General features: G+C 66.7%; 24 protein-coding genes. 13 read left to right on the top strand and 11 right to left on the bottom strand.

Annotated elements, in window-relative coordinates:
• Positions 1–26: 26 nt before the first annotated feature.
• A complete protein-coding gene (locus tag LTH93_RS03285; RefSeq protein WP_241470075.1) occupies positions 27–305 on the top strand; it encodes a hypothetical protein in 279 nt (92 codons plus the stop codon).
• Here the strand turns inward: LTH93_RS03285 and LTH93_RS03280 are convergent.
• From LTH93_RS03280 to LTH93_RS03270, 3 genes are all read right to left on the bottom strand, one after another.
• On the bottom strand, positions 290–1594 hold the full coding sequence (locus LTH93_RS03280; protein ID WP_241470074.1) for an MFS transporter: 1305 nt from the start codon (positions 1592–1594) through the stop codon (positions 290–292). The genes LTH93_RS03285 and LTH93_RS03280 overlap by 16 nt on opposite strands.
• A 344-nt stretch (positions 1595–1938) precedes the next feature.
• Positions 1939–2205, bottom strand: a complete 267-nt coding sequence (locus tag LTH93_RS03275; RefSeq protein WP_370642691.1) for a rhodanese-like domain-containing protein — start codon at positions 2203–2205, stop codon at positions 1939–1941.
• Positions 2206–2291: 86 nt separating this feature from the next.
• Positions 2292–3578, bottom strand: coding sequence for an MFS transporter (locus LTH93_RS03270; protein WP_241470073.1), 1287 nt, complete (start codon positions 3576–3578; stop codon positions 2292–2294).
• Between the two features lie 204 nt (positions 3579–3782).
• On the opposite strand from LTH93_RS03270, the gene LTH93_RS03265 reads away from it, so the two are divergent.
• The 6 genes from LTH93_RS03265 (at position 3783) to LTH93_RS03240 (ending at position 9084) form a co-directional block, all read left to right on the top strand.
• Positions 3783–4508: an ArsR/SmtB family transcription factor gene (locus LTH93_RS03265; protein WP_241464114.1), complete on the top strand. Its 726-nt coding sequence runs from the start codon at positions 3783–3785 to the stop codon at positions 4506–4508.
• A 147-nt stretch (positions 4509–4655) separates the two neighbouring features.
• A complete protein-coding gene (locus LTH93_RS03260; RefSeq protein ID WP_241464115.1) occupies positions 4656–6047 on the top strand; it encodes an MBL fold metallo-hydrolase in 1392 nt (463 codons plus the stop codon).
• 57 nt (positions 6048–6104) lie between these two features.
• Complete coding sequence (locus LTH93_RS03255; protein ID WP_241464116.1) at positions 6105–6752, top strand: rhodanese-like domain-containing protein; 648 nt, start codon at positions 6105–6107, stop codon at positions 6750–6752.
• Positions 6749–7591, top strand: coding sequence for a sulfite exporter TauE/SafE family protein (locus LTH93_RS03250; RefSeq protein WP_241464118.1), 843 nt, complete (start codon positions 6749–6751; stop codon positions 7589–7591). The genes LTH93_RS03255 and LTH93_RS03250 overlap by 4 nt, the downstream gene beginning before the upstream one ends.
• 33 nt (positions 7592–7624) lie before the next feature.
• On the top strand, positions 7625–7903 hold the full coding sequence (locus LTH93_RS03245) for a metal-sensitive transcriptional regulator (RefSeq protein WP_036473958.1): 279 nt from the start codon (positions 7625–7627) through the stop codon (positions 7901–7903).
• Positions 7904–8181: 278 nt separating this feature from the next.
• On the top strand, positions 8182–9084 hold the full coding sequence (locus LTH93_RS03240; RefSeq protein ID WP_241470072.1) for a ribokinase: 903 nt from the start codon (positions 8182–8184) through the stop codon (positions 9082–9084).
• Here LTH93_RS03240 and LTH93_RS03235 read toward each other — a convergent pair.
• The 3 genes from LTH93_RS03235 to LTH93_RS03225 form a co-directional block, all read right to left on the bottom strand.
• Positions 9062–10726, bottom strand: coding sequence for an FAD-dependent oxidoreductase (locus LTH93_RS03235; protein ID WP_241470071.1), 1665 nt, complete (start codon positions 10724–10726; stop codon positions 9062–9064). The two genes, LTH93_RS03240 and LTH93_RS03235, sit on opposite strands and share 23 nt — an antisense overlap.
• Positions 10727–10876: 150 nt before the next feature.
• Positions 10877–13054 carry a RecQ family ATP-dependent DNA helicase gene (locus LTH93_RS03230; protein WP_370642646.1) on the bottom strand — a complete coding sequence of 726 codons (2178 nt, stop codon included), beginning with the start codon at positions 13052–13054 and terminating at the stop codon, positions 10877–10879.
• A 50-nt stretch (positions 13055–13104) separates the two neighbouring features.
• Entirely contained in the window at positions 13105–13512 is a 408-nt protein-coding gene (locus LTH93_RS03225; RefSeq protein ID WP_241470070.1) for an HNH endonuclease, read from the bottom strand.
• Positions 13513–13682: 170 nt separating this feature from the next.
• Between LTH93_RS03225 and LTH93_RS03220 the strand changes: the two genes are divergently transcribed.
• Positions 13683–14957, top strand: a complete 1275-nt coding sequence (locus tag LTH93_RS03220; RefSeq protein ID WP_241470069.1) for a class II histone deacetylase — start codon at positions 13683–13685, stop codon at positions 14955–14957.
• On the opposite strand, the gene LTH93_RS13405 is transcribed toward LTH93_RS03220, so the two are convergent.
• A complete protein-coding gene (locus tag LTH93_RS13405; protein WP_241470068.1) occupies positions 14954–15847 on the bottom strand; it encodes a helix-turn-helix transcriptional regulator in 894 nt (297 codons plus the stop codon). The genes LTH93_RS03220 and LTH93_RS13405 overlap by 4 nt on opposite strands.
• A gap of 210 nt (positions 15848–16057) precedes the next feature.
• Between LTH93_RS13405 and LTH93_RS03210 the strand changes: the two genes are divergently transcribed.
• The 3 genes from LTH93_RS03210 (at position 16058) to LTH93_RS03200 (ending at position 18676) form a co-directional block, all read left to right on the top strand.
• Positions 16058–17584 (top strand): TIGR01777 family oxidoreductase, encoded by a 1527-nt coding sequence (locus LTH93_RS03210; protein ID WP_241470067.1) that lies wholly within the window; start codon positions 16058–16060, stop codon positions 17582–17584.
• 45 nt (positions 17585–17629) lie between these two features.
• On the top strand, positions 17630–17890 hold the full coding sequence (locus tag LTH93_RS03205) for a glutaredoxin domain-containing protein (RefSeq protein WP_241470066.1): 261 nt from the start codon (positions 17630–17632) through the stop codon (positions 17888–17890).
• 81 nt (positions 17891–17971) lie between these two features.
• Positions 17972–18676, top strand: coding sequence for a VIT1/CCC1 transporter family protein (locus LTH93_RS03200; RefSeq protein ID WP_370642690.1), 705 nt, complete (start codon positions 17972–17974; stop codon positions 18674–18676).
• Between the two features lie 26 nt (positions 18677–18702).
• Here LTH93_RS03200 and LTH93_RS03195 read toward each other — a convergent pair whose 3' ends face one another.
• The gene (locus LTH93_RS03195; RefSeq protein ID WP_241464135.1) at positions 18703–19248 is read right to left on the bottom strand and encodes a TspO/MBR family protein; all 546 of its coding nucleotides are present in this window, start codon (positions 19246–19248) and stop codon (positions 18703–18705) included.
• A 50-nt stretch (positions 19249–19298) separates the two neighbouring features.
• Between LTH93_RS03195 and LTH93_RS03190 the strand changes: the two genes are divergently transcribed.
• Positions 19299–19904 carry a TIGR03085 family metal-binding protein gene (locus LTH93_RS03190; protein WP_241464136.1) on the top strand — a complete coding sequence of 202 codons (606 nt, stop codon included), beginning with the start codon at positions 19299–19301 and terminating at the stop codon, positions 19902–19904.
• Positions 19905–19906: 2 nt separating this feature from the next.
• Here LTH93_RS03190 and LTH93_RS03185 read toward each other — a convergent pair whose 3' ends face one another.
• The 3 genes from LTH93_RS03185 to LTH93_RS03175 all read right to left on the bottom strand — a co-directional run bounded on the left by LTH93_RS03185 (position 19907) and on the right by LTH93_RS03175 (position 23526).
• Positions 19907–21391, bottom strand: coding sequence for a benzaldehyde dehydrogenase (locus tag LTH93_RS03185; protein ID WP_241470065.1), 1485 nt, complete (start codon positions 21389–21391; stop codon positions 19907–19909).
• A gap of 223 nt (positions 21392–21614) precedes the next feature.
• Entirely contained in the window at positions 21615–22331 is a 717-nt protein-coding gene (locus LTH93_RS03180) for a hypothetical protein (protein ID WP_241470064.1), read from the bottom strand.
• Between the two features lie 133 nt (positions 22332–22464).
• A complete protein-coding gene (locus LTH93_RS03175) occupies positions 22465–23526 on the bottom strand; it encodes a hypothetical protein (RefSeq protein WP_241470063.1) in 1062 nt (353 codons plus the stop codon).
• Between the two features lie 136 nt (positions 23527–23662).
• Here LTH93_RS03175 and LTH93_RS03170 point away from each other — a divergent pair, with 136 nt between their 5' ends.
• Entirely contained in the window at positions 23663–24697 is a 1035-nt protein-coding gene (locus LTH93_RS03170) for an asparaginase (RefSeq protein ID WP_241470062.1), read from the top strand.
• The last annotated feature ends 40 nt before the right edge of the window (positions 24698–24737 follow it).

The raw sequence follows: 24737 nt of genomic DNA, 5'->3' as shown, positions 1-24737 counted from the left end.
CGATGGACCATGACAAGGTGGGTCCCATGGACCATGTGGTGGGATGGCTGTTCCTCGCCTTCTGGGTCGTGCTCGGCGGGGCGGTGGTGGTCCGCCTGGTGCTGGCCCTCCGACGACGACGCCGCGGATCCTCGCTGCAGGAATCAGTGCTGCGCCCGGTGCTGAGAACAGGCACGGCCGGGGTCTGGCCGACCCTCGACGCGCGCGCCGGAGAGCATCCCGAAGACGTGCCGGGGGGAGCGGAGCGCCGCAACGAGGCGGAGGATCAGCACCACGACCAGGCTGAGGGTCAGTCCCGGGAGTAGTCCCGCGCGTTGCTCACACCCAGCGCATTGGCCACCGCGGCGAGGATGATCAGCAGCGCGGCGACCAGCGGCACCAGCGCCGCGACCTGGGTCCCGAAGCCCTCAGCCAGATACCCGGTGATCGCCGAGGAGGACGACTGACCGATCACGATCGCCGTGGTCAGCAGCGACATCACCGTGGTGGAGCGCCCGCGCGGGCTCCGCTCGGCCACCAGGCTGAACTGGGTGACCAGGGTCGGGCCGATCCCCACCCCCATCACCAGCAGCACCAGCAGCAGCACCGGCAGGGCCGAGGCGAACTGCAGTCCGATGGTGCCCAGCAGCAGCACGCCGCCGAAGCTCAGCCAGCGCGCCTGAAGGCTGAAGCTCGCCGGGAACAGGGCCGCGGCGAGGGCGAAGACCGCCGAGCCGATGCCCATCGCGCCGTAGACCAGCCCGGCGCGTTCGGCGTAGCCGAGGTCGGCCATGAAGGAGGTCAGCGTGGTCAATGTGGAGCCGAAGATCAGCCCGATGCCCAGCGCGCCGGCCATCAGCACCAGCAGCCGCGGCGCGAACAGTGACCGCACCGGTGCGGGCTCCTGGTGGGTGGCGGCGTTCTTGGGCACTACGTCCGCGGTGCGGTGCAGCGCGAAGGTGATCAGGAAGCACAGGGTCAGGATCGCGGCGCCGATCATCGGTGCCGCTCCGCCGAGCGTGGCGGCGAGCAGGCCCACGATGACCGGACCGAAGACGAAGGTGATCTCGTCGGCGGCGGACTCATACGCCATCGTGGAGTTCATCGTCTTCTGCTGCCGTGCCGGGGGCAGCTCGCGGAAGATCACGCTCACCAGTCGGCTGCGCGACATCGGCGGGACCTGCGGAGCGGTGGCTCCCACGAAGAAGGCCGAGGTCAGCACGGCCCAGGTGCCGAAGGGGCTATAGACCACCCAGGCCATGGCGAGCAGCGAGAGGCTGCTGGCGGAGCCGGCGATCAGCAGCACCCGGCGCTGGCCCCAGCGGTCCGCCGCAGCTCCGATGAGCGGGCCGAAGATCGCGGTGCCCAGACCGACCATGGCCGATGTCAGTCCGCCCAGGCTGATGGAATCCCGCGCGGCCACCACCAGGGTCAGCACCCCGACCACCATCATCGCGTAGGGGAAGCGCGCCAGCAGGGCCACCGGGAAATAGGCGGGACCCACGGCGCCGCGCAGGGTCTGCCGCGGGTCGGAGCCGGGGAAGCTGGGTGCGGGACGAGTGCCTGGCTCAGCAGCTGGTCGCGGCTGCACGGCGTCGGACTGGTGCGCGGGCATGGTGGTGGATCCTCCGGGAGTCGGCTCTCGCGTGCTCAGTGCCGCCTTGACTCCACAGCGAGGCCGCCGCCGAGACAGGTAGATACACGAAATGTCAGCGCTCCCGCGATGCGGCCGCAGCTGGACCGGGCCGGGGGAGGGCAGAGTTCTCAGCGTACCGGCTGTCCTTCAGCTGGCGCCATCTGCACTTCCTGCCTCCGGCGCTCAACGCGTCGCGCGCCGGAGGGCTTCCTCGGCGCCTGGGCTGTCTGAAGAGAGGGCCACCGGTGGACATCAGCCTCGTGTCCAGGGGCGCCAGGGGTGCCGGTGAGGAGGTGCTGAGTTCAAGGACTTGCAGAGGCTTCTCAGGGGAGTGCCGTCGGATGACCCTCTTTGGCCCATAGAGTCATTCCGCCCTCCATGCTCTCGACGGTGAATCCTGCGTCGCTCAGGGTCTGCGCCGCCGTCAGACTTCTCCGACCGCTGCGGCACACTGTGATCGTCGGCCGTGCGGAGTCGAGTTCCGGCAGCCGTGTCTGCAGCTGTCCCAGGGGTATATGGAGGGCTCCCGGGATCATGCCAGCGCTGACTTCTTCATCTTCTCGCACGTCAACGATCTGAGCCGTCTCCATCCGTTTGAACGTCATTGAAGGTGAGACTTCCTGCATTGTGGCCTCCTGGGCTATGGGTCGAGGGTCGAAACTGAATTGTGTGCAGTTCAATGTCTGCTCATCGAGGGCCTCTGGTGGGTCTCGTACATCCGTGCCGCCACTATCGCGGCCGAGACTGCGCTGACGGCGGCAGCCACCCACACCGCGGCAGAGAGTCCCATCAGGTCGGCCACGATCCCGCCCAGCACAGCCCCGGCTGCGTAGCCGAGATCGCGCCAGACCCTGTAGACGCCTACCGCACGACCGCGCCAGGCCGGGTGGGCGACGTCGCCGACCACGGCGAGCAGCGTCGGGTAGACCATCGCAGTGCCGGCCCCGAGCAGAGCCGTGCCCGCGGCCCAGCTGCTGAAGTCATCACCCGAGGCGATCAGCATCAGAGCCACGGCTTGCGTGGACATCCCTGCGGTGATCAGATGTTTGCGCCCGATCCGATCCGAGAGCGCGCCGGTGACCAGCTGCCCCGCTCCCCACACGCCTGGGTACAGCGCGAAGAGTAGCCCGACCTCGCCTACCGAGAGGTCGGCCGTGGCGAAGAGCAGGGGAAAGAGACCCCAGGAGAGACCGAAGTTGAGATTATTGACCAGCCCAGCCTGGCTGGCCGAAGAGAGGGCCGGTTCCCGGAAGCTCGTCTGGACTGCGACCTGCCGGCTGGTGAGGTCTGCGTGCAGGTGATCGTGGGTGCCGTCGGCACGGGCCACATGCTCGGCCGCCTCCAAGTGGGCGTGCCCGATAGTCTCGCGCACGAACGCACCTGAGAGCAGCAGCGCCAGGGCGGTGTAGGCGAGGCCCAACAGGAACGGTGCCGGGCGCAGCCCGAACTGCTCCGCCAGGTATCCCGCCAGCAGGGAGGTCACGGCTACAGCGCCATACCCTGCGGCTTCGTTCAGCCCCATGGCCAAGCCGCGCTTGGTGGGCCCCACGAGGTCGATCTTCATCACTACTGTGGTGGACCAGGTGAGCCCCTGGTTGATGCCCAGCAGGACATTTGCGGCGATGATCCAGCCCCAGCCCGGCGCGAGGATCAACATCAGCGGAACGGGCACGGCGAAGAGCCAGCCGATGAGAAGCACCGGCTTGCGGCCGTACCTGTCCGACAGGGTCCCGGCGAAGTAGTTGGCGATGGCCTTGGTGACGCCGAAGGCGGCGACGTAGGTGAAGATGAACGTATAGCCCGTGAGCTGGAACTCGGATTCCGCGAGCAGCGGGAGCACCGTCTGCTGTTGGCCGACCATGCCTCCCACCAGGGCGTTCACCGCGACGAGGAGGGTGAACTGGGAGATGTTGGCGCGCAGTCCCAGCGTCGGTGGCCCTGCGGGGGACCGACGCGCGCTCATGTCTCCACCTGCGGGCTCGCCGTGAAGCGCTGGGTCCGCTCGACGGCGGCCCCAGCGTTCCTGCGAATGTGAGTGCATCCCGAACCCTTCATGAGGCTCGCCCTTCCTAGGCCGGCGCTGCCCGAGGAGTCGGGCTGATCTCGTATTCCAAAGAAAACTAGAATACTGGTTGTTATGATAGTCCAAAGAAGTCTGGAGGATCAATTGGGTGATCGGCAGAAGAAGACCGTGCTGTTCGAGCAGCTGGCTCGAGTGGGGAAGGCGCTGGGCAGCGGCAAGCGCCTGGAGCTGCTGGATTTGCTTGCCCAGGGCGAGCGAAGCGTCGAGCACCTGGCGGCTGCAGCTCAGCTGGGGCTGAGCACCACCTCGGCTCATCTGCAGGTGCTCAAGCAGGCTGGGTTGGTGACCACTCGCCGGGACGGTACCCGGGTGCACTACGGCTTGGCGGGCCTGGATGTGATCCGGCTCTATGAGCAGCTTCGAAATGTGGCCGGTGAACGAGTCTCCGATGTGGGTCGCGCCCGGGAGGACTATCTGGCCAGCGGTCGGGCTGCCGGGGCCCCGGGTGAGCAGGACGAGGTTGGCCGGGACGAGCTTCTGGCCAGGGTTGCCGCGGGCGAGGTCACGGTGCTTGATGTACGTCCTGTCGAGGAGTATGTGGCCGCCCATATCCCAGGTGCCGTGTCCATCCCGGTGGAGGAGCTTCCTCGGCGGATCAACGAGCTGCCGTCCGGTCAGGACGTCGTTGCATACTGCCGTGGTGCCTACTGCGTGCTCGCGTACGAAGCGGTGGATCTCCTGCGTGCCGCCGGCCGGACTGCCTGGCGGCTGCATGAGGGCATGCTGGAGTGGCGCCTGACCGAGCTGCCTGTAGACACAGGCCCTGGCTTGGTGGCCTCCGGAGTGGCTGCACGCCTGCATGACCAGTGAGGACGTCCTCTCCCAGCTCGCATCGGCAAGGTCCAGAGCGCTATGGAGCCCGGGCGACTTGGCTAGATTTGTATACCCCAGGGGGTATGTGCGAGAGTAGTGACATACCCCCTGGGGTATCCATTGACTTTCAAAGGAAGGGATCTCATGCTTCTTGAACGGATCTACGACGAGGACCTGGCTCAGGCCAGCTACTTCATCGGCTGCCAGTCCAAGGGCGAGGCCATCGTCATCGATGCCCGCCGCGACAACAGCGAATACTTCGAACTGGCCGCCCGCCACGGCATGCGCATCACCGCCGTGGCCGAGACCCACATCCACGCCGATTACCTCTCCGGCACCCGCGAGCTCGCTGCCGCCGCGAACGCGGAGGCCTACGTCTCCGGCGAGGGCGGCGATGACTGGCAGTACGGCTTCGACGCCACCCGGCTGACCCACGGGGACACCATCAAGCTGGGCAACATCACCATTGAGGCCCGCCACACCCCCGGCCACACACCTGAGCACCTGGTGTTCCTGGTGACCGACGGCGCCTTCAGCAACGACCCCGGCTACATGATCTCCGGAGACTTCGTCTTCGCCGGAGACCTCGGCCGCCCCGACCTCCTCGATGAAGCCGCCGGGGGAGTGGACACCCGCTTCGTGGGAGCCAAGCAGCTCTTCACCAGCCTCAAAGAGCAGTTCCTCACGCTGCCCGATCATGTGCTGGTCTACCCCGGCCACGGCTCCGGCAGCGCCTGCGGCAAGGCACTCGGCGCGCTTCCCGCCACCACGGTCGGCTACGAGCGGATCAACGCCTGGTGGTCCAAGCACCTGGCCAATGACGATGAACAGGGCTTCATCGATGAGCTGCTCGACGGCCAGCCAGACGCGCACGCCTACTTCGGTCGGATGAAGCGCGAGAACAAGGAAGGCCCCGCAGTGCTCGGCCCGCTGAGCCCCCTCGAGGCCTTCACCTCGGACCAGGTGCGCAGCGCCCTGGAAGAGGACCGTGCGATCTTCGTGGACACCCGCACCAACGACGAGGTCAAGCAGGGCACCGTCCTCGCTGCGCTGAACATCCCCGCCGGCGGCAAGTTCGCCAGCTACGGCGCCTGGGCCTACGACCCGGAGAAGGAGCAGCAGCCGCTGATCCTCCTGGCCGCGGATCAGGACCAGGCCGAGGACATGCGGAATCACCTGATGCGAGTGGGCATCGATGCGGTCAAGGGCTACACGGTCAGCATCGCCGACCTGCCGCAGACTCAGCCGGCCACCATCACCCCTGCCGAGCTGGAGAACTTCGAGCCGGCTCTGCTGCTGGATGTGCGCAACAAGTCCGAACACGCCGACGGCCACGTCCCCGGCTCCAAGCAGCTCAGCGCCGGCCGCGTGCTGTGGAACCAGGATCAGCTTCCTGCTTCCGGCCCGATCGTCACCTACTGCCAGTCCGGGGTCCGGAACTCGGTGGCCGCCAGCGCGCTGCGCCGGCAGGGCCATGACGTCCGCGAACTCGTCGGCAGCTATGCCGGCTGGTCAGACTGGAACAAATCACACTGATCAGACTGTTCTGGTCTCAGCAGCACCACACACTTTTCGAGAGGAAACACCAGCCCTATGGCTAACACCACCACGAGCACCCTGAACCCGACGACGACGGCGGCCGCATCCCCGATGAGCCCCACCGAACTCGTCGAGAAGCTCCGCTCACAGAACGCCCCGCTGCTCGTCGACGTGCGCACCCCTGCGGAGCACGAGTCGCTGCGGGTCCCCGGGTCCCACAACGTCCCGCTGGATCTGCTGCAGAAGAACAAGGAGACCCTGGCCGAGCAGTTCAACGGCGATATCGTGCTGATCTGCCAGACCGGCAACCGCGCCAACCAGGCCCTGCAGCACCTGCGCGCTGCAGGAGTGGACACGGCACGGGTGCTCGAGGGCGGCGTCGTCGCCATGGAAGCGCAGCACAGCCAGCACACGCACCGTGGCCAGCAGCGTTGGGCCATGGATCGCCAGGTCCGGATGGTCGCCGGATCGCTGGTGCTCGCCGGGTTCCTCGGCGGCAAGCTGATCTCCCCGAAGGTCGGCTACGTCGCCGGCGCGATCGGTGCGGGGCTGACCTTCTCCGCGGCGACCGATTCCTGTGCGATGGCCGCGGCGCTGAACAAGATGCCGTGGAACAAGGTGGAGGCTGACCCGACCGTGGAGGCATTCCTGGCGCAGATTCCTCGCTCCACGCAGATCCAGACTCCGGCGTCGCGGGGGTGAGTACCGGTCTCATCCTGGCGATGATCCTTTCCGTCATCATCGGGATCTCGCTGGGCCTGCTCGGCGGCGGGGGTACGATCCTTGCGGTTCCGCTTCTGACCTACGTGGCGGGAATGCCGCCGAAGGAGGCGATCGCCGCCTCGATGTTCATCATCGGGGTCACCTCCGCGGTCAGCGTGGTCGCCCATGCCAAGCGCGGGAACGTGCAGTGGCGAACCGGGTTCATCTTCGGCGCCGCGGCCATGGTGGGAGCCTTCGGCGGCGGACTGCTGGGGAGCCGACTGCCCAGCGTCGTGCTGATGGTGGCCTTCGGCATCATGATGGTCGCCACGGCGTTGGCGATGATCCTGGACCGTCGCGCCAAAGCCTCTGGTCAGCCTAGGAAGAAGCTTCCGCTGGCCAAGATCCTGATCGAAGGACTCGTGGTCGGTCTGGTGACCGGCATGGTCGGTGCCGGTGGCGGGTTCCTGGTGGTTCCGGCGCTGGTGCTGCTCGGCGGGCTCTCGATGCCCGCCGCGGTGGGCACCTCGCTGCTGATCATCTCGATGAAGTCCTTCACCGGGCTCGCCGGGTATCTGACCTCGGTGAGCATCGACTGGGTCCCGGTGCTGATCATCACCGTGATCACGGTGATCGGCGCGCTGATCGGCACCGCGTTCGGCAAGCACGTCCCAGAGAAGGCGCTGAAGAAGGCCTTCGGATATCTGGTGTTGGCCATGGGCGTGGTGGTGTTCCTCCAGGAGCTGCCGCTGGCCTACGGCCTGGGCGCCGCAGCGGCCATCGTGGTGCTGCTCGGGACCCTGCTGTACCGCCGGCGCGGAGATCAGCTGGCAACATAGAGACGAATCAGTGCGAGAAACAGGGAGAGAATCATGAGAGAAGCCGATCCGGAGACACAGCGCAAGATCGTGAACCGCCTGAAGCGGGCCCGCGGCCAGCTGGACTCGGTGATCAACGCCGTGGAGAACGGCGGCAGCTGCCGCGACGTGGTCACCCAGCTCGCGGCGGTGTCCACCGCCCTGGACCGCGCCGGGTTCAGCGTGGTCTCCTCGGCGATGCAGTTCTGCGTCACCGACCCTGAGCGGGCGGCGGAGACCGAGGACGGGCTGACCGTGGAGGAGCTCGAGAAGCTCTTCCTCTCGCTCTCCTGAGCTGAGCAGGCCGGGGCTGCGGGTCAGGGCAGCGCCACCGAGGTGCTCCCGGCTGCATGACGCCGGACGTGCTCACCGCCGTGCATACATTCGAAAGGCCCAGCCGCACATCGGCTGGGCCTTTCGCGCGTGATCGTTCGCATCGGGTGCTTCGCCGCCGCGGCAGAATTCCAGACGCTGCCGCGCATCCGCTCCGAGCCGTGCTCATCTCTGGCGGCAGGCCCCTGTGCATCGCTGGCATCATGGGACTCAGCTGCCCTGCACAGGAGAGGACACATATGACATTGCTGGTCATGGGAGCGGTGAACCGCGACATCACCGCGCGGCTGCCTGAGTTCCCACAGCCCGGGGAGACCCTGCTGGCCACCGCGTCGCAGACCGCCACCGGGGGCAAGAGCGCGAACCAGGCAGTGGCCGCAGCGCTGGTCGGCGCCGAGGCGCAGCTGATCGCTCGCTGCGGGTCCGACGCCGCCGGGGCCGAAGCGGTGAACGCGCTGCGCGAGGCAGGGGTTCACGTCGACGCCGTGGCTCCGGGCCGCGGCGCCCAGGGGATGGCCTTCATCACCGTGCGCGCTGACGGGGAGAACACCATCGTGGTGGTCCCCGGGGCCAACGCGGAACTCCAAGCCCAGGACTGCCCGGAAGCGCTGCTGGACCAGGCCGACTGGATCCTGCTCAGCCTGGAGGTCCCGCTGGACACCGTCCTGGAGGTGGCTGCCCGCGCCCGCGCGGCAGGGACCAGGGTGGCGCTGAACGCCTCACCGCTGTCTGAGCAGACGTTGGATCTCCGCCACGTGGACCTGGTGATCGTCAATGAAGGTGAGGCCGACCATCTGCTGGCGGATGCCGGCGCTGCCCACCGTCACTCGCAGGACCCGACACCCGAAGACCCGACCGGCGCGCTGGGCATCGAGACCCTCATCGTCACGCGCGGAGCAGCCGGGGCGAGCATCCATGAAGCTGGCTTGGAACCGGTGCATGTGCCCAGCGTCCAGGTGCAGGCAGTCGACACCAGCGGCGCCGGGGACGCCTTCGCCGGCGCCCTGCTCGGACGGCTGACCTGCGGAGACAGTCTGAAGACGGCGGCGACCATCGCCTCGAGGTTCGCCGCCGCCACGACTACCCGGCTCGGCGCCCAGGCCTCCTACCCGCGGGACTTCACAATGGCGACAGATTCGTGACCGCGGGCCCTTCCAGAAGCTCCCCGTCGGCGGCGAAGCGTGAGCCGTGCAGCGGGCAGTCCCAGGACAGGGCCGCGTCGTTCCACTTCAGCACCCCACCCAGGTGGGGGCAGATCGCGGAGACCTTGCACGTCTGACCGTCCACGGTGGAGACCCCGACAGGTTTCCCATGGTCGCGACCCACATTGCCCTCGCCCTCCTCGGGGGTGTCCTCGGGCAGCGAGCGCAGCTCGGCGCCCACCCAGCCGGCCACCAGGGTCCCGCCCACCTCCAGGTTGTCCTTGATCCCGGTGAACACGTCCGAAGGCGTGACCATCCGTTTGCTCAGCGTCTCGGCCCAGGCCATGTGCCCGCCGAGGATCTGCGCCGAGATGGCCAGCGCCGCGGCCACCGCGTTGCTCATGCCCCATTTGTTGTACCCGGTGGCCAGATAGATCCTTCCGCCGCCGCGGGGCAGCGCGCCGAAGAACGGGACGTATTGCGCGGTGCGGTAGTCCTGGGCGGACCACACGTGGGTGCGCCTCGCGCCGGGGAAATGGGCCTGCGCCCAGGCCTCGAGATCATCCACGGCGGCGCGCTCGGAGGGTGAACGGCCCACTCCGTGATCGTTGCCGCCGATCAGCAGCAGCTCCTCACCGTTCACCGGGACCGTGCGCAGGGTTCGGCCAGGGGTGTCGGCACTGAGATACATGCCCTTCGGGATGCTGACCGGAGCGCCGGGCACCCGATAGGTCATCGCGTAGGAGCGGTTGGGTTTGAGCTTGGCGAAATAGCCGCCGCGATCCAGGACCGGGACCCCGGTGGCGAGCATCAGCCGCGCCGCGGTCACCTGACCCTGGGAGGTCTCCACGGTCAGCGGCGCCTCATCCACTGCCGGGTCCAGAGGGGAGCCTTCGGTGTCGTCCTCCACCGAGGCCCGGGGAGTTCCCGTACGGGATTTCGCACCGGCGCCCCCGGCAGTGTCGGATGCGTCACCAGCCGCGGAGCCGTTGGAGGTCGCCCCGGTGACCCTGACCCCTTCGATGAGTTCCCCGCCGCGTTGACGGAGCTCCTCGGCCAGGGCGGCGAGGACCTCCATGGGGTGGAACTGAGTCTGCTTCGCCAGTGCCACGGCGCCGCTGACCTCGAACGGCAGATCGGTCTGATCGGTCCAGGTCACCGGCAACCCAGCCTCCTGGCAGGCGGCGAACTCCTCCTGCACCGAGGAGAGTCCGGATTCTGTGGTGGCGTAGGTGTAGGCGGTGCGATGCTGATAGGGCACCCCGTGTTCCTGCATATAGCGGACCAGCCAGGAGACGCCCTCATCGTTGCCGTCCACATACGCCTGCAGCACCTCAGCGGAGTGGTGCCTGCGGATGCTGGAGAGCGTGGTGCCCTGCAGCAGAGAGAGCTTCGCGGTGGTGTTGCCGGTGGCGACAACCCCGACTGCTCGGGCTTCCAGCACCGCCACCTTATGCCCTGCCCGGGCCAGCAGCACCGCCGTGGTCAGACCGGTCAGGCCCGCTCCGGCGACGACGGTGTCATAGTGCGCGCCCTCGGTGAAGGAGTCGCTGGGGATGGACTCCGGGGAGTAGGTGTCCAGCCAGACCGAGCGGTGGGTGTTCGAGGGCTCATAGGCGGTGTGCGGGCTCTGTGCGTTCACAGGTCGTCCTTCCTCAGGCTGCTGCCGGTGGCCGGGAGCGGAGTCCCGGCGATGGTCCTCATCCTGGTGGCTGGAGCTGGGAGTATCCAGCATTCACGCCCGTACCCTCCGCCTGTTCATCCCGCCCGAATCACCTGCAGGGAGTCGGGATCAGCCGCGCATGCCCAGCGCGAAGGGGAGCACCTCTGCCGCACCCGCCCCGCGCAGCTCCCGGGCTGCCACGGTGAGCGTCCAGCGCGAGACGACCTCGTCGTCGACCAGCAGCACCGAGGCGCCGTTGATCTTCTCGGCGAGTTCCTTCGGCACCGCGAACTTCCCCAAGAGCCCGGCCAGCCGGAAGGCGCTGTTGGTGTCCGGGGTGCTGGTGGGACCGCCGTCGACCCACTCCAGTGCTCCGGCGTAGGGCAGCCGACCGACCTGGGCCAGCGCCCGGGCGATGGAGTCCACCAGCACCGGATGCTTCCGGGAGGGCATCGAGACGACGACGTCGGGTCGACGCGCCCAGCCCCATTCGGCCAGGACCCGGATCGCTCCACGCACCAGCTGTTCGGAGACCTCCGCGTCGGCGCCCTGGAGCGCCTCGCGGACAGGGGTGCCCCAGCCGAGGTCGCTCAGCCGGGCGAGTGCTCGTCCCGGCTGGGACTGTGCCTCGGCCGGGAGCTTTCCCTTGAGGTTGATCCCGAGTGCGTCCAGCCCGGTGGGCCACTGCTTGCGCGGGGCGATCTCCAGACCGACGCGGTCCAGGCTGTCTTTGGCCTCGGCGAGGGCCGACTGGGAGACATCATGCGGGAACCAGGTCTCTGCGCAGGTGTCACAGCGACCGCAGGGCTGGGCTTCCTCGTCGTCGAGGGCGTGGGCCAGGAAGACCATTCGACAGACCCCGGCGGGGAGCCGCTCGTAGTCGAGCATCAGCTGCTGCTCGGCCCGGCGCATCGCCAGGATGGTGTCATAACGCTCGGCGTCATAGGTCCACGGTCTGCCTGTGGAGAGCCAGCCGCCGGAGACCCGGCGGACGCTGCCGTCGACCTCCAGGACCTTGAGCAGCAGCTCCAACGGGGAGCGGCGGATCTCCACCATGGCCTCGAGCTTGGCCACCGAGAGCGTGGTCTCGGGGGAGAGGGCGCCCAGCACGGCATCGGCGCGTTCCTGGGTCGGCATGGAGGCCTGGGCGAAGTACTCCCAGATGCGGATGTCCTCCTTGCCGGGAAGCAGCAGCACGTCGGCGCTGTCCACCGCGCGTCCTGCACGGCCGATCTGCTGGTAGTAGGAGACCGGGGAGGAAGGGGCGCCGAGGTGGACCACGAACCCGAGGTCCGGCTTGTCGAAGCCCATGCCCAGCGCGCTCGTCGCGATCAACGCCTTCACCGTGTTGTCCTTGAGCGCCTGCTCCAGCTGCTGGCGCTCATCCGGGTCGGTCTGCCCGGTGTAGGCGGCGACCTTGTAGCCGTGGGAATTCAGGTGCGCGGCGAGGTCGGTGGCCTGGGAGATGGTCAGCGCGTAGACGATCCCGCTGCCGGTGAGGTCCTTCAGATGTTGGGTGAGCCAGGCGATGCGCTGTTCGGAGTCGGGCAGCGAGAGGACGCCCAGGCGCAGGGATTCACGGCTGAGCGTGCCGCGCAGCACCAGGACCTCTTTGTCAGCCCCCTGAAGTCCGGCAGCTTCCCCGGCAGGGGTGAGCTGGGCGGCGATGTCATCGACCACCCGTGAGTTCGCGGTGGCGGTGGTGGCCAGGACCGGGACCTCGGCGGGGAGGTTGCGCACGATCTCCCCGATGCGGCGGTAGTCGGGCCGGAAATCATGACCCCAGTCGGAGATGCAGTGAGCCTCATCGACCACCAGCATGCCCATGCGCTGCAGCAGCCCGGGCAGGACCTCGTCGCGGAAGCGCGGGTTGGCCAGACGTTCGGGGGAGATCAGCAGCACGTCGAGCTCGTCATTGCGCAGGGATTCCATGATGGAGTCCCATTCGTGGGCGTTGGCGGAGCTGACCGCCTGGGCGCGCACCCCGGCGCGGGTGGCGGCGGCGATCTGGTCGCGCATCAGCGCGATCAGCGGGGAGACGATCAGGCTGACCCCGCGTCCGCGGCTGCGCAGCAGATGAGCGGCCAGGAAGTAGACCGCAGACTTTCCCCAGCCGGTCTTCTGCACCACCAGCACCCGGCGTCGTTCCTGCACCAGCGCGGAGATCGCCTCGAACTGGCCGTCACGGAAGTCCACCTCGGCTCCGGCCAGCGCGGCCAGGCGCTCGCGGGCCTCGGTGTAGAAGGCCGGATCGCGCTCGGCGGCGGAGGAGTCAGGGCTGGCTGTGTTCGTGCTGGGGATGCTCACGTGACCACTCTGTCACAGCCCTATGACACGGCTTCCGGGACGAGATGTGATCAGCTCAACGCCGTTTCATCATCCATTGCTGCATCTTCCACCGCTGCATCTTCCACCGCTGCATCCTCCGCGCGGAGGGTCCGAGTGATCTCGACCCAGCGGCGCAGGAACGCCGGCTCGTCGAGGCGCCGTCGTCGCATCCAGGAGGTGACCTCGTCGTTGCACTTGCTCGCGTTGCAGGAACGGCAGGCAGGCACCACGTTGTCGATCGTGTAGCGCCCACCCCGGGAGATCGGGGATACGCAGTCCTTCTGGAGAGGAGCACCTTCGGCGCCGCAGTAGGCGCAGCGCGCCCACGCCTGGAGGATGCGGAACCACTGGTCCTTCGTCAGGTCGCTTCCCGAGGCGGCGACGCGTCTGGTCCGCCGGCGCGCGGCGCGGACGCGGCGAGTGTTACGAACCGGCATGGCCCGAGATTAGCACTGCGGAGGCCGTCCTCCGGGTGCCACACGCACCGAGGATCGCAATCTTGAGCGCCGAAGCCGGCACGTCCTTAGGGTCGCGATGATCCGGTCGAATCACTAGGTAACCGGTCGCAGACTGATGACGAGAACCACTCCCAGGCATCGAACAGTGAGTGCGGGTGGCGTTCTGCTGTCACAGCACTCTGACGAGTTTTCATGTGAAAGAGATCACTCATCTCGGTAGAACTGCTGATGTCTTCGGGGCTGTCCTGGCTGATGCTGAGATCAGCCGGACACCGGCCCCTAAACTACCCGAGAGGAACGGCCTCATGACCTCGACCACCGGCTATATATGGAACACGCTCTACGGCTGGACTGACACGGGAAGCGGCGGACTGTTGCCGTCGAGCGTCGATTCCCTGACTCAGCCGATCGGACATCATGTGGCACACCCGGATACCAAACGTCGTCTGCATGAGCTGATCTCAGCCTCGGGGCTCATTGATTCCCTGGAACAGATCGACGCCCAACAGGCGACAGAAGCTGACATCCTGCGGGTCCATGACAAGGCGCACTACGACCGAATCCTCGCCGAAAGCGCCCTTCCCAAGGGTGGCGACGCCGGTGACGGGGTCTCGCCGTTCGGCAATGGGGGGCACCGGATCGCGCTCCTGGCCGCCGGAGGGGCCATCGAGGCAGTCCGCGCGGTTGTCGAGGGTCAGGTCAGCAACGCCTACGCGCTCATCAACCCTCCCGGGCATCACGCCGAACGCAGCACCGGCAGGGGCTTCTGCACCTTCAATAATGGAGCCATCGCCGCCGCATACGCCCTCGAGGTGCTGGGTCTGAAGCGAGTTGCCATCGTGGACTGGGATGTCCACCATGGCAATGGAGCTCAGGACATCTTTCGCGAGTCTGCCGAAGTCCTGAACATCTCGGTGCACCAAGACCGTTGTTTCCCCTCTGATTCTGGTTTTCGCGATGAGCGAGGTGAGGGGGAAGGATTCGGCTACACGCTCAATGTGCCACTGCCTCCGGGCGGAGGAAGCGGTGCCTACGAGTACGCATTCGATACTGTCGTTCTGCCCGCCGTGAGGGCCTATCAGCCCGAGCTGATCATCGTCGCCAGCGGTTTCGATGCGTCCATCATGGATCCGCTGGCGCGCATGATGATGCGCAGTGATGGGTTCCGAAGTCTGGCGCGAAAGCTGGTGGATCTCTCCGCCGAGGTGTCCGAGGGCAGACTCGTCTGTCTGCAGGAGGGTGGATACAGCCCCATGTACGTTCCGTTCTGTGGACTCGCGGTGATCGAAGAGCTGGCGGGCGTACACACAGGAACGTCGGATGCCTACACGCCGATCCTTGGTGCCATGGGCGGCGATGAACTTCTCGACCACGAACGCGAGGCGGTCGATCTGGCAGGCGTGCTGGTCTCAGACATCCACTAGCGCACTCTGTTGAAGACCCGCGCAAGGTCCCTGATAGGCGCAGTGGAAGCACCTGGAATGAAGATCGAGGCCGTCGCAGCTCTTGCGGCGGCCTCCGCTCTTCTCCCGACACCCATCTTCCGCCGAATGTTGGCCATATGGGTGTTGATCGTCCGTTTGCTGAGCGTGAGCGCCGTCGCGATCTCTGTGTCGGTCCGACCGATGACCAGGCCGCTCAGGACGCGCAGCTCCTGCAGGCGCAGCTGCCAGAGATCTTCCCGCGTGACCTTCTGAGCGGTCACCGCGAGGTCGTCGTTCTCTGAGCGCCGGGACAAGGTCACGCGGACCCAGCTGCCGTCGAAATGCCAGATGTATCGGAGAGTGTCGAGGGGACTCTCCAAGAACTCAGCCACCACCATGATGAAGTTCGGATCCTTCAACAGCGGGACGCTCTCCTGCGTCGACGGGCACGGTGTTCCCGCAGTCCACCGCAGATGCACAGTCTCTGCGGTGGACTGACGAGCGGCATGACTGCGCAGCCCCAGAGCAAGGAGACCCGACAAGCTCTGTGCCAAAGCCCGCTGGGCGGGTTGAAACGTGCCGGACTGTCTCGCGGAGAAGTGTACGAGCCCAAGATACTCGGACTCGTCGAACAGCTCGAGGCTCATTCCGTCGCGATACCCCTCGGTGCTCAGATAGCGGCGGAACAGAGGTGTCCGGACGAACTGCTCACGCAGGTCCGCCCCGATGTCACTGATCGAAGGGGGCAGGTGATCGACTGGATCGAGGCGGTCGGTGAAACCTATCTCGTAGTTCAGCGGGAAGAGGTTCTGCAGCGCCCAGGCCGTTCCGTTGCTGTACCCGAGCCGGGTGACCACCCGAGAGTCACCGCTCCCCGGCTGGTGAATCACCAGGGCCGAGTCGAAGAGTATGTGGCGCTGCAATTGGCCAAGCGCCATCGTCAGGTCGTGTCTCGGTGGGGGTTCACTGGGTAGCCCTCTCATAGGTAGAGGCTAGATCCGACCAGTCAGCTTGCCAAGGAAGGCGCCTCCCAGACACCGGGCAGTGAGGCCTGGTAGCGTTCCGGCTAAGCTGTCGCGCCAGGTCTACCAGGAGGCATTATGCCGATCTTCGAGTACGAGACCCACCTGCCTTTCTCCCGTGAAGACGTCTTCGACTGGTACGCCCGCCCGGGTGCGCTGGTGCGGCTGCATCCGCCCTTCGCGGGTCGAGTGATCGAGGAGCCCACCAATGGTCTGCAGGACGGGTCGGAGTCGGTGCTCGGGATCAACATGCCCAGCTTCTTCGGCACCACCCTCTCCTCCCTCGCCGATATGGCCGGCTCAGCCAGCTCGCTGCCGATGCGCGGGTACACCAAATGGCGCTCGCGGCACACCAATTTCAAGCCTGGACATGGCTTCTCCGATGAGATGATCTCGGGTCCCGCGAAGTCCTGGCGGCATGACCGCAGCTTCGAGGACGACGGCGCCGGGATGGTCCTGCGTGAAAAGGTCACCTACGAGCTGCCCCTGGTGGACAAGCTCCCCGCTGCGGTGCAGAAGGTGGTCGCTCGCCAGTTCGAGGCCGAACTGAACCGGATCTTCGCCTACCGCGGCCGACAGAGCAGCGATGACCTGGCCTTCCACCAGTCCCACGGCCGCCTGGCTTCACAGCTGAACCAGGACCCCCACCACGTGCCCGAGGTCGCCCCGATCAAGGTGGTCGCCGTGAGCGGCGCGTCCGGGCTGATCGGACGCCAGGTCTGCGCGCTGCTCGGCGGTGCCGGCATCGAGGTCCGCCGGATGGTCCGCGGCCACGGGGACTCCTCTGGCGGAAAGGCCGGAGAGATCATCTGGGATCCCGAGGCCGGAACCCTCGACCCGGAGGCGCTGCGCGACGTGGACGCCGTCATCCACCTCGCCGGACACCCGCTGGCCGCCCGCTTCACCGATGAGCACAAGAAGAAGGTCCTCGACTCCCGCGTAGAGGGGACCTCGCTGATCGCCACCACCCTCGCGCACCTGGAAGAAGTCGATCAGCGCGGCCGCGTGCTGATCAGCAGCTCCGCCATCGGTTACTACGGTGCGACGCCGGCCGATCGCTCCAGCCGCAGCGCCATCCTGACCGAGGACTCACCTGCGGGCACTGACTTCCTCGCTGACGTCTGCAAGAAGTGGGAAGAGAGCACCGCGCCGGCGAAGAAGGCCGGGGTCAGGGTCGGGATCGTCCGCACCGGGATCGTGCAGACCCCCGCCGGCGGCGCGCTTTCTCAGCTGCTGCCGCTCTACACCCTCGGTGCTGGCGGACCGCTGGGTGATAAGGAGTGGCAGAGCTGGATCAGCATCGATGACATCGCCTCATTGATCGTGCACCTGGCGCTGAACCCGCACGCCGAAGGCCCGGTCAACGGTGTCGGGCCTGAGCCGGTCACCGCCAAGCAGTACTCCAAGACCCTGGCCGCGGTCATGCGCCGCCCCTCGGCGATCCCGGTGCCGGCCTTCGGTCCGAAGCTGGTCCTCGGTGAGCAGGGTGCCAAGGAGATCGTCGGCGCGGATCAGCAGGTCACCTCGGTGAAGGCCCAGTCCCTGGGATACGCGTTCCGCCACCACACCCTGCAAGAGGCCCTCGAACACGTGCTCGGCAGCTGACACCGTCAGACAGCTGACCCTGGTCCAGAGAAGGAAGACTGCTCAATGACAGAAGACACCAAGATCCGGATGTTCGGCGCCCAGTGGTGCGGGGACTGCCGGCGGACCAAGGCCCAGCTCGACGCGCTCGAGCTGGACTATGACTACATCGATCTGGAGCACGACGTCGCCGCCGCGAAGGTGGCCGAGGAGATCTCCGGACGCAAGCAGATTCCCGTGGTCGTCTACCCCGACGGCTCACACCAGGTGGAGCCCTCCAACGCCGATGTCGAGGCCAAGCTGCGGGAGCTGGGCGCGACCTATTGAGCTGAGCCTCAGATCTACGGTCCAATGGGCGCAGCAGATCTGCCCGACCAGCTGCCGAATCCTGAGGGACGCCGGATGAACATGCCAGTCCACGCCGGAGAGCCGCACACCGCAGGCATCGCGGGACGGCTGAACTGGTTGCGCGCCGGGGTGCTCGGCGCGAACGACGGGATCATCTCCGTCGCGGCCATCGTCGTCGGCGTGGCTGGAGCCACCAACCAGCTCGCGCCCATCGTGACCGCAGGCACCGCCGCCCTGGTCGGCGGCGCGATCTCCATGGCGCTGGGCGAGTACGTCTCGGTCAGCAGCCAGAGCGACAGTGAGAAGGCGCTGATCGAGAAGGAGCGCGGAGAGCTCGCACAGATGCCGGAGCAGGAGCTCGACGAGCTCACGGGCCTCTACCAAGCGCGGGGGCTCTCCGCCGAGACCGCGCGCAAGGTCGCCGAGGAGCTCACCGCGGATGACGCGCTGGCGGCGCACCTCTCCGTCGAGCTCAACATCGATCAGGAGGACCTGATCAGCCCGTGGCAGGCGGCGTTCGCCTCGGCCGCGGCCTTCACCGTCGGCGGGATCATTCCCTTCGCCGCGATCCTGCTGCCGCCTGATATCCGGATCGCGGCGACCTTCGCGCTGGTGCTGCTGACCCTGGCGCTGACCGGGGCGCTAGGTGCTCGGCTCGGCGGCAGTCCGATGCTGCGGCCCACCATGCGGGTGGTGATCGGCGGAGCGATCGCGCTCGCGGCCACGTTCATCATCGGCACGCTGCTGGGCACCGGGTTCGGGTAATCGAGTCCCGCGCAAGCCCTGGACGCTCAGTTCATCAGCGCGATGTAGAAGTTCAGCGTCGAGGCATACAGAGTCCACGCCAAGTACGGGAGCAGCAAGTATGCCCCCACCCGGGAGATCGGCCAGAACCGCCAGATGGTCAGCCCGATCGCGACGATCAACACCACGATGAGCACCATCGCGGCCCAAAGAGCTGCGGTGCCGAAGAGCGGATAGCCGCCGAAGAACAGCGGGGACCAGATGCTGTTGAGCACCAGCTGCCCCACGAACAGCGCCAGTGCAGGGGTGGCGTTGACGCTGTGCCGACGGCGCCAGACCAGCCAGGCGCCCACGCCCATCAGCAGATACAGCACGGTCCAGACCGGACCGAAGACCGCATCCGGCGGTGTCCAGGCGGCCTTGTCCGCGTCGGCGTACCAACCGTCGGTCTCATCGGCGGTGAGAATGTTGCCCAGGAACCCCACTGCCTGCGGGATCCCGACGAAGAGGATGAGCGCGATGAGCTGCTTCACCGTGGAGTCCGGGGTGCCATGTGGATCGAGCCAAGTTTCGGTGCGTGCCTGCGGAGTCATCTCACGGTCCTTCCGTACCCGAGTGATGCCCCGACCATACACTTGGGCCTATGACCTCTACAGCTTCTGAGCAACGCCAAGCCCTGGTCACTGCACTGCGCAGTGTCCCCGCCGACGCCCCGACGCTCTGCGAAGGGTGGGCCGCCGAGGACCTGGCTCTGCACATCGTGATCCGCGACTCCCGCCCGGACCTGATCATCGGTCCGGCGCTGCCGCTGGTGGGCGACGCGGCGCGCAGGACCCTGGATAAGCTGCGCGCCACCGGGTATGAGTCACTGGTCAACCGGGCGGAGGCCGGGCCGCCTCTCTACTTCCCGCAGAGCCTCCCACCGCTCAACGATCTGATGAACACCGCGGAGTTCTACATCCACACCGAGGACGTGCTGCGCGCGCAGTCGGACTTCGATCCGAAGAGCCCGCGCCGCATCTCCGAGAAGCTGCGCAGGCGACTCTGGAAGCAGGGCTCCACCGCGATGTTCGCGATGGCCGCGCGCAAGGCGAAGCGGCGCATCACGTTCATCAGCCCCGGCTACGGCGCGACGACGAGCGGACCGTCCTCCGCCCCGCTGCAGGAGATTCAGGGCGCGCCCGAGGAGCTGCTGCTCTGGGCCTTCGGCCGCGAGGAGAAGGCCCAGGTCAGCATCAGCGAGGGCTGAATCTAGAACGGGTAGGACGCAATCTCCGAGCGCACAGTCAGCCACTGGGTCTCGGTGAAGGACTCGATGTTCGCGCTCGCGCCGCCGAGCCGGGAGCCGGTGCCGGAATCGCCGACCCCGCCGAAGGGCGCGTTCGCTTCGTCGCCCACGGTCTGTTCGTTGATGTGGACCTTGCCGGAGTCGACCTGGTCGGCGATCTTCATGGCCAGGCCGACATCGCCGAGCACGCCCACCGAGAGCCCGTATTCGCTGCTGTTGATGATCTCCACGGCCTCCTCGATGGTGGAGAAGGAGATGACCGGAGCCACGGGGCCGAAGATCTCCTCGGTCCAGGCCGGGTTCTTAGGAGTGATCCCGGAGATCACGGTGGGGGAGTAGAAGAGGTCGGTGAAAACGCCGCCGGCCTCGACCGTGCCGCCGTCTGCGGTGGAGGATTCCACGATCGAGTGGATCCGGTCGAGCTGCTTGGCGTCGATGATGGGGCCGATGGCGATGCCGTCCTCCGCCGGGTTGCCCACCGGAAGGTTCTTCGCCTTCTGGCTCAGCTTTGCGATGTACTCGTCCTTCAGCGACTCGTGCACCAGGTGGCGTCCGGTGGTCATGCAGACCTGACCCTGGTGCAGGAAGGAGCCGAAGGCACCGGCCGAGGCTGCCTTGTCCAGGTCGGCACCGGGCAGGATCACCAGGGCGTTGTTTCCGCCGAGCTCCAGGTGGGCGCGCTTGAGCAGCTTGCCCGCGGTCTCACCGACCATTCGTCCGGCCGCGGTGGAGCCGGTGAAGGAGATGATGCGTACCTCGGGTGCCTCGGTGAGCGCCTTGCCGACCTCGCCGCCACCGGGCAGCAGGTGCAGCACGCCGGCGGGCAGGCCGGCTTCTTCGAAGATCCGGGCGATGGTCACGCCGCCGGAGACGGTGGTGCGTGGATCCGGCTTCAGCAGCACCGCATTGCCCAGCGCGAGTGCGGGGGCGACGGAGCGGATGGAGAGGATCAGCGGGAAGTTGAACGGGGAGATCACCGAGACGACGCCGGCGGGGCGGCGCCGCGCGAAGGACCAGCGCGGCTGCTCGGTGGTCAGCACCTCACCGGCGGGAGCGGAGGGCAGTGCGGCGGCCTCGAAGCACTCGGCCGCGGCGACGTGGGATTCCAGTGCGGCCTTGGCCGGGACTCCGCCGGTCTCACGGATGATCCAGGTCTCGATCTCCTTGGCGTGCTCCTCGAAGAGGGTTCCGGCGCGGCGCAGCACTGCGGCGCGCTCGGAGGGCTTCATCGCGGCCCACTTCTTCTGCGCGGCGGCCGCCGCGGTGGCGGAGCGCTCGACGTCGGCGACGGAGGCGCCGCCGGCGGTGCCGAGGCTGTCGCCGGTGGCGGGCTCGGTGATCGGGATCAGCTCACCCCCGCCGGTCTGCCATTGGCCGGTGAAGACCTTGCTGTCCCAGTGGGCGTCGTCGAGGAGCGTGGTCGTGTCAAGCGTGGAGGTGGTGGACATGTGGTGACCTCTCGGGAGGGGGAAGACTGCACGGCAATTTTGCCTATCTCCATAGTGATCTGCCGCACAGCTCAATTCAAGTGTCGTGTGCGAAAAAGTCGACCTTCACATCTGTCGCGGTGAAGTGCGACAACGACCTGAGTCAGGCATCGAGAGCTGATTCTGAGCGTGGAACCGGGTGAGTCCGGGCACCCGGACTCACCCGGTCATGTCGACGGGATCTCTACTGTGCAGTCCATTCGCCGCAGTCGCTGGTCTCGAAGGCGACATCCGTCTCGGCGATGGTGACAAATCCCTGTCCCTCGGGGAGTCCATTGGTGATGATGTCGTCGAACTCACCGCTGAGTCCTGAGAGTCGGGCCCAGTAACAGAACCCTGAGGTGCTCTCGGTGCGATAGGTGCCCGGCTGGATCTCCTCGCCGACCAGGAACGTTCCTGAGCCCGGGATGGATCCGGAATCCGAGGCTGATGTCTCTTCCTGTGCGGACTGCTCGGCCGCTTCCGTTTCGGCTTCCTCCTCGGCCTGCAATGCCAGCTCCTCCTCCCGTGCGTCCAGGGCATCTTCACGGTCATCGAGCTCGGAGGCCCGGGTCTCGAGGGATTCCTCGTCTTCGGCGATGACCTCGCGGCGCTCCTCGAGGTCTGCCGGTTCCACTTCGACTTCCACCTCGACCTCTTCGGTGATGGTCTCCGTCTCGGTCTCGGTGACGATCTCAGGTTCGGGCTCTCCGCTGCTGCCGATACCGATCCCCGCGACCAGCGCGACGATGATGCCTGCGATCCATGGCCAGCGGCGTCGCTGCTTCGGGTGCTCCGATGAGTCCGCTCCGCCTGCCGCCGGCGGGTAAGGCTGGTGCTGCTCATTGGAGTACTGAGTGTTGGAGTGCTGAGTGTTGGGGTACTGCTCGGTGGGGTGCTGGTCCTGGTGCGAGTGATTCATGGTGTTCCTTTCCCTCGGGTCATTCACTGGGAGATCCAGTGCGCCGACGCGGAGAACAAAACATTTTCTGCGTCAGTAAAAATCACCTTAGGTGCGACCATGGACATGAATCCGAGCCGAACAGATACAACAACTACCGAGGATCATCTTCGGTATATCGGCGCTGGAACTCGCGCTGGCCGTGCGTCACGCGGCGGATGTCCATGCTGGAGTCGAAAGTGGACCCTATGGCGCCGGCGACGACGCCCATCGCCGCGCTGAGCCAGGCGATGTCGAGGTAGTTCAACAGGCTTACGTCACTGCCGATGAGATCAGCGAGGAAGTCCGGGTCGATGACCACGAGGGCGCCGAAGAAGATCGCCACCACAAGTGCCAGGTAGAGCATGGTCACGGCGACCAGCAGCGTCAGGATCGTAGAGCCGTTGTAGAGCATGACCACTCGGCCCACGTGCTTATTGATGGGTTTGTCCCACAGCCGGTTGGTGAAGATGAGCCATGCCACCATGCTGAGGATCACCGCGACTCCGATGGAGAGCAGGCGCACGGTGCTCAGTGCGTCGGCCATCTGCCAGATCGAGTAGTAGAAGATGCCGAACGCGCCAACAGCTGAGGCTGCTGCGAGTGCCCCTGAAAGTTTGGGGGCGGTTCGCATCGGCTCGTTGGCGACGGTCATGCCTAGAATTGTTCGCGGATCTCCGGTCACGGTGTGCGCAAACAAGCGGTGTTGGTCGCCTGGTTCCGTGGACCTCCAGCGAGCCCATCGCTGGGAGTATTTCTTCTCCACCGGGCCGTGCTCGTCTGGCAGCAGCTTGAGAAGACAGTTCATGAAGATCTCGCGGATCCTGCGCTTCGTGTCCCACACGCCCAGAGTGGGGAAAGAGATGATCGCGGTTCGCTTGTCGGAGAAGATCTCCGCGACCAGGGCTTGTCCTTCTTCGTAGCGAGGTACTTCGGTGAGCACCAGCACTGCATCAGCGTCGAGGTGCTCGGCGTCGAGTTCGCCGATGGCCGCGATGTCGAGCGCGCCGTCGGTGTCGATGCGCACGCTTCGGGTCTCGACCTCCACCTCGACATCTTTCGTCAGCACCTGCCTCACCTCGGTGGTGAAACGTTCGGTGATCGCCTGGATCCGTCGGGTGGCTACTCCCGGATCCGCGATCAGCATCAAGCGCAAGGGTGTGTCGGGGGATGACATGTGCGGTTCTCCTTCAGTCTCCCTGCGCAGAGCCAGGCCCATATCGGGAGAGATCAGCGTGAGGCGTCACCTCGAGCGTAACTACAGTGAACGTCGTTGTCCTCACCGCTGGTCTGTGATGGACTCAAGGAAGACAGTGGCCACCACAAGAATCGAGGCTGACATGACCCGCATCGTCGTGCTGGCCACCGGAGGAACCATCTCCTCCCGTCAGAGCTCGGCAGGCGGGTCCCGCGCTAAGGACAGCGCCGCAGACCTGATCAGCGCCCTGAGCACGCACGGACTCGACGACTTCGGAGCCGGCGTCGAACTCGAGTCCGAGGACGTTGCGGTGCAGAACTCCTTCAACTTTTCTCTAGCCGACCTCTCCCGGATCGCCCACGCAGTCGCGCGGATCCTGCGCCGGGAGGACGTGGACGGCGTCGTCGTCACCCATGGCACCGACACCATGGAAGAGACCCTCGCGCTGCTGGGCTTCACCCATGATGATCCGCGGCCGGTGGTGCTCACCGGAGCCCAGTGCAGCCCCGATCACCCCGACAGCGACGGCCCACGCAACCTCCACGACGCCATCCACACCGCGGCCTCGCCAGCTTCCCGCGACCAAGGCGTTCTGCTGGTCTTCGGCGGGGAGATCCACAGCGCACTGGGTCTGAGCAAGAACCACACCCTGGCACCGCAGCCCTTCGGCCACCGCAGCGCTGGCGCGCTGGGCGCCGTCGTCGGCTCCGGCACCAGCTACTTCGCCCAGGCGCTGACACCCGAGCCGCTCCCGCTGCCCAACGCGGCATTCGAAGATCAGCGGGTGGACATGGTCCTGGGCTATCCCGGGGCCGACGCCGCGCTGATGCACGCAGCTCTCGAGGCCGGGGCCACCGGCGTCGTCGTGCTCGGCGCAGGGGCAGGCAACCCCGGTGTTCCGCTCACCGATGCCATCGCGCAGGCCACCGCTCAGGGCGTCCTGGTGGGTCTGGGCACCCGCACCGGGGCCGGGCCCGTCGCGGTGATCTACGGAGGCGGGGGAGCCGTGGACGCCGTCGCCGCCGGAGCCATCCCGCTTTCAGACCTGCCCGCCACCCAGGCCCGGATCCTGATGGCGCTGCTGCTGAGCGCCCATTCACCCACCCAAGCCAGAGACCAGCTGAAGGCACGGCTGAACCCGCAGACCTAGAACACTTCAGACGCACTGCACCAGACACGGAAGAGGTACC

The organism is Nesterenkonia sp. DZ6 (genome assembly GCF_022565835.1).
GTDB lineage: Bacteria > Actinomycetota > Actinomycetes > Actinomycetales > Micrococcaceae > Nesterenkonia.
The sequence above is the reverse complement of the archived record's forward strand: the minus strand, read 5'-3'. Positions and strand labels throughout refer to the sequence as shown.

Coding starts and splice junctions, on each gene's coding strand:
- LTH93_RS03285 (WP_241470075.1), top strand. CDS start 27: ATGGACCATGTGGTGGGATGGCTGTTCCTCGCCTTCTGGGTCGTGCTC.
- LTH93_RS03280 (WP_241470074.1), bottom strand. CDS start 1,594: ATGCCCGCGCACCAGTCCGACGCCGTGCAGCCGCGACCAGCTGCTGAG.
- LTH93_RS03275 (WP_370642691.1), bottom strand. CDS start 2,205: ATGGAGACGGCTCAGATCGTTGACGTGCGAGAAGATGAAGAAGTCAGC.
- LTH93_RS03270 (WP_241470073.1), bottom strand. CDS start 3,578: ATGAGCGCGCGTCGGTCCCCCGCAGGGCCACCGACGCTGGGACTGCGC.
- LTH93_RS03260 (WP_241464115.1), top strand. CDS start 4,656: ATGCTTCTTGAACGGATCTACGACGAGGACCTGGCTCAGGCCAGCTAC.
- LTH93_RS03255 (WP_241464116.1), top strand. CDS start 6,105: ATGGCTAACACCACCACGAGCACCCTGAACCCGACGACGACGGCGGCC.
- LTH93_RS03245 (WP_036473958.1), top strand. CDS start 7,625: ATGAGAGAAGCCGATCCGGAGACACAGCGCAAGATCGTGAACCGCCTG.
- LTH93_RS03240 (WP_241470072.1), top strand. CDS start 8,182: ATGACATTGCTGGTCATGGGAGCGGTGAACCGCGACATCACCGCGCGG.
- LTH93_RS03225 (WP_241470070.1), bottom strand. CDS start 13,512: ATGCCGGTTCGTAACACTCGCCGCGTCCGCGCCGCGCGCCGGCGGACC.
- LTH93_RS03210 (WP_241470067.1), top strand. CDS start 16,058: ATGCCGATCTTCGAGTACGAGACCCACCTGCCTTTCTCCCGTGAAGAC.
- LTH93_RS03205 (WP_241470066.1), top strand. CDS start 17,630: ATGACAGAAGACACCAAGATCCGGATGTTCGGCGCCCAGTGGTGCGGG.
- LTH93_RS03200 (WP_370642690.1), top strand. CDS start 17,972: ATGCCAGTCCACGCCGGAGAGCCGCACACCGCAGGCATCGCGGGACGG.
- LTH93_RS03195 (WP_241464135.1), bottom strand. CDS start 19,248: ATGACTCCGCAGGCACGCACCGAAACTTGGCTCGATCCACATGGCACC.
- LTH93_RS03190 (WP_241464136.1), top strand. CDS start 19,299: ATGACCTCTACAGCTTCTGAGCAACGCCAAGCCCTGGTCACTGCACTG.
- LTH93_RS03185 (WP_241470065.1), bottom strand. CDS start 21,391: ATGTCCACCACCTCCACGCTTGACACGACCACGCTCCTCGACGACGCC.
- LTH93_RS03180 (WP_241470064.1), bottom strand. CDS start 22,331: ATGAATCACTCGCACCAGGACCAGCACCCCACCGAGCAGTACCCCAAC.
- LTH93_RS03175 (WP_241470063.1), bottom strand. CDS start 23,526: ATGTCATCCCCCGACACACCCTTGCGCTTGATGCTGATCGCGGATCCG.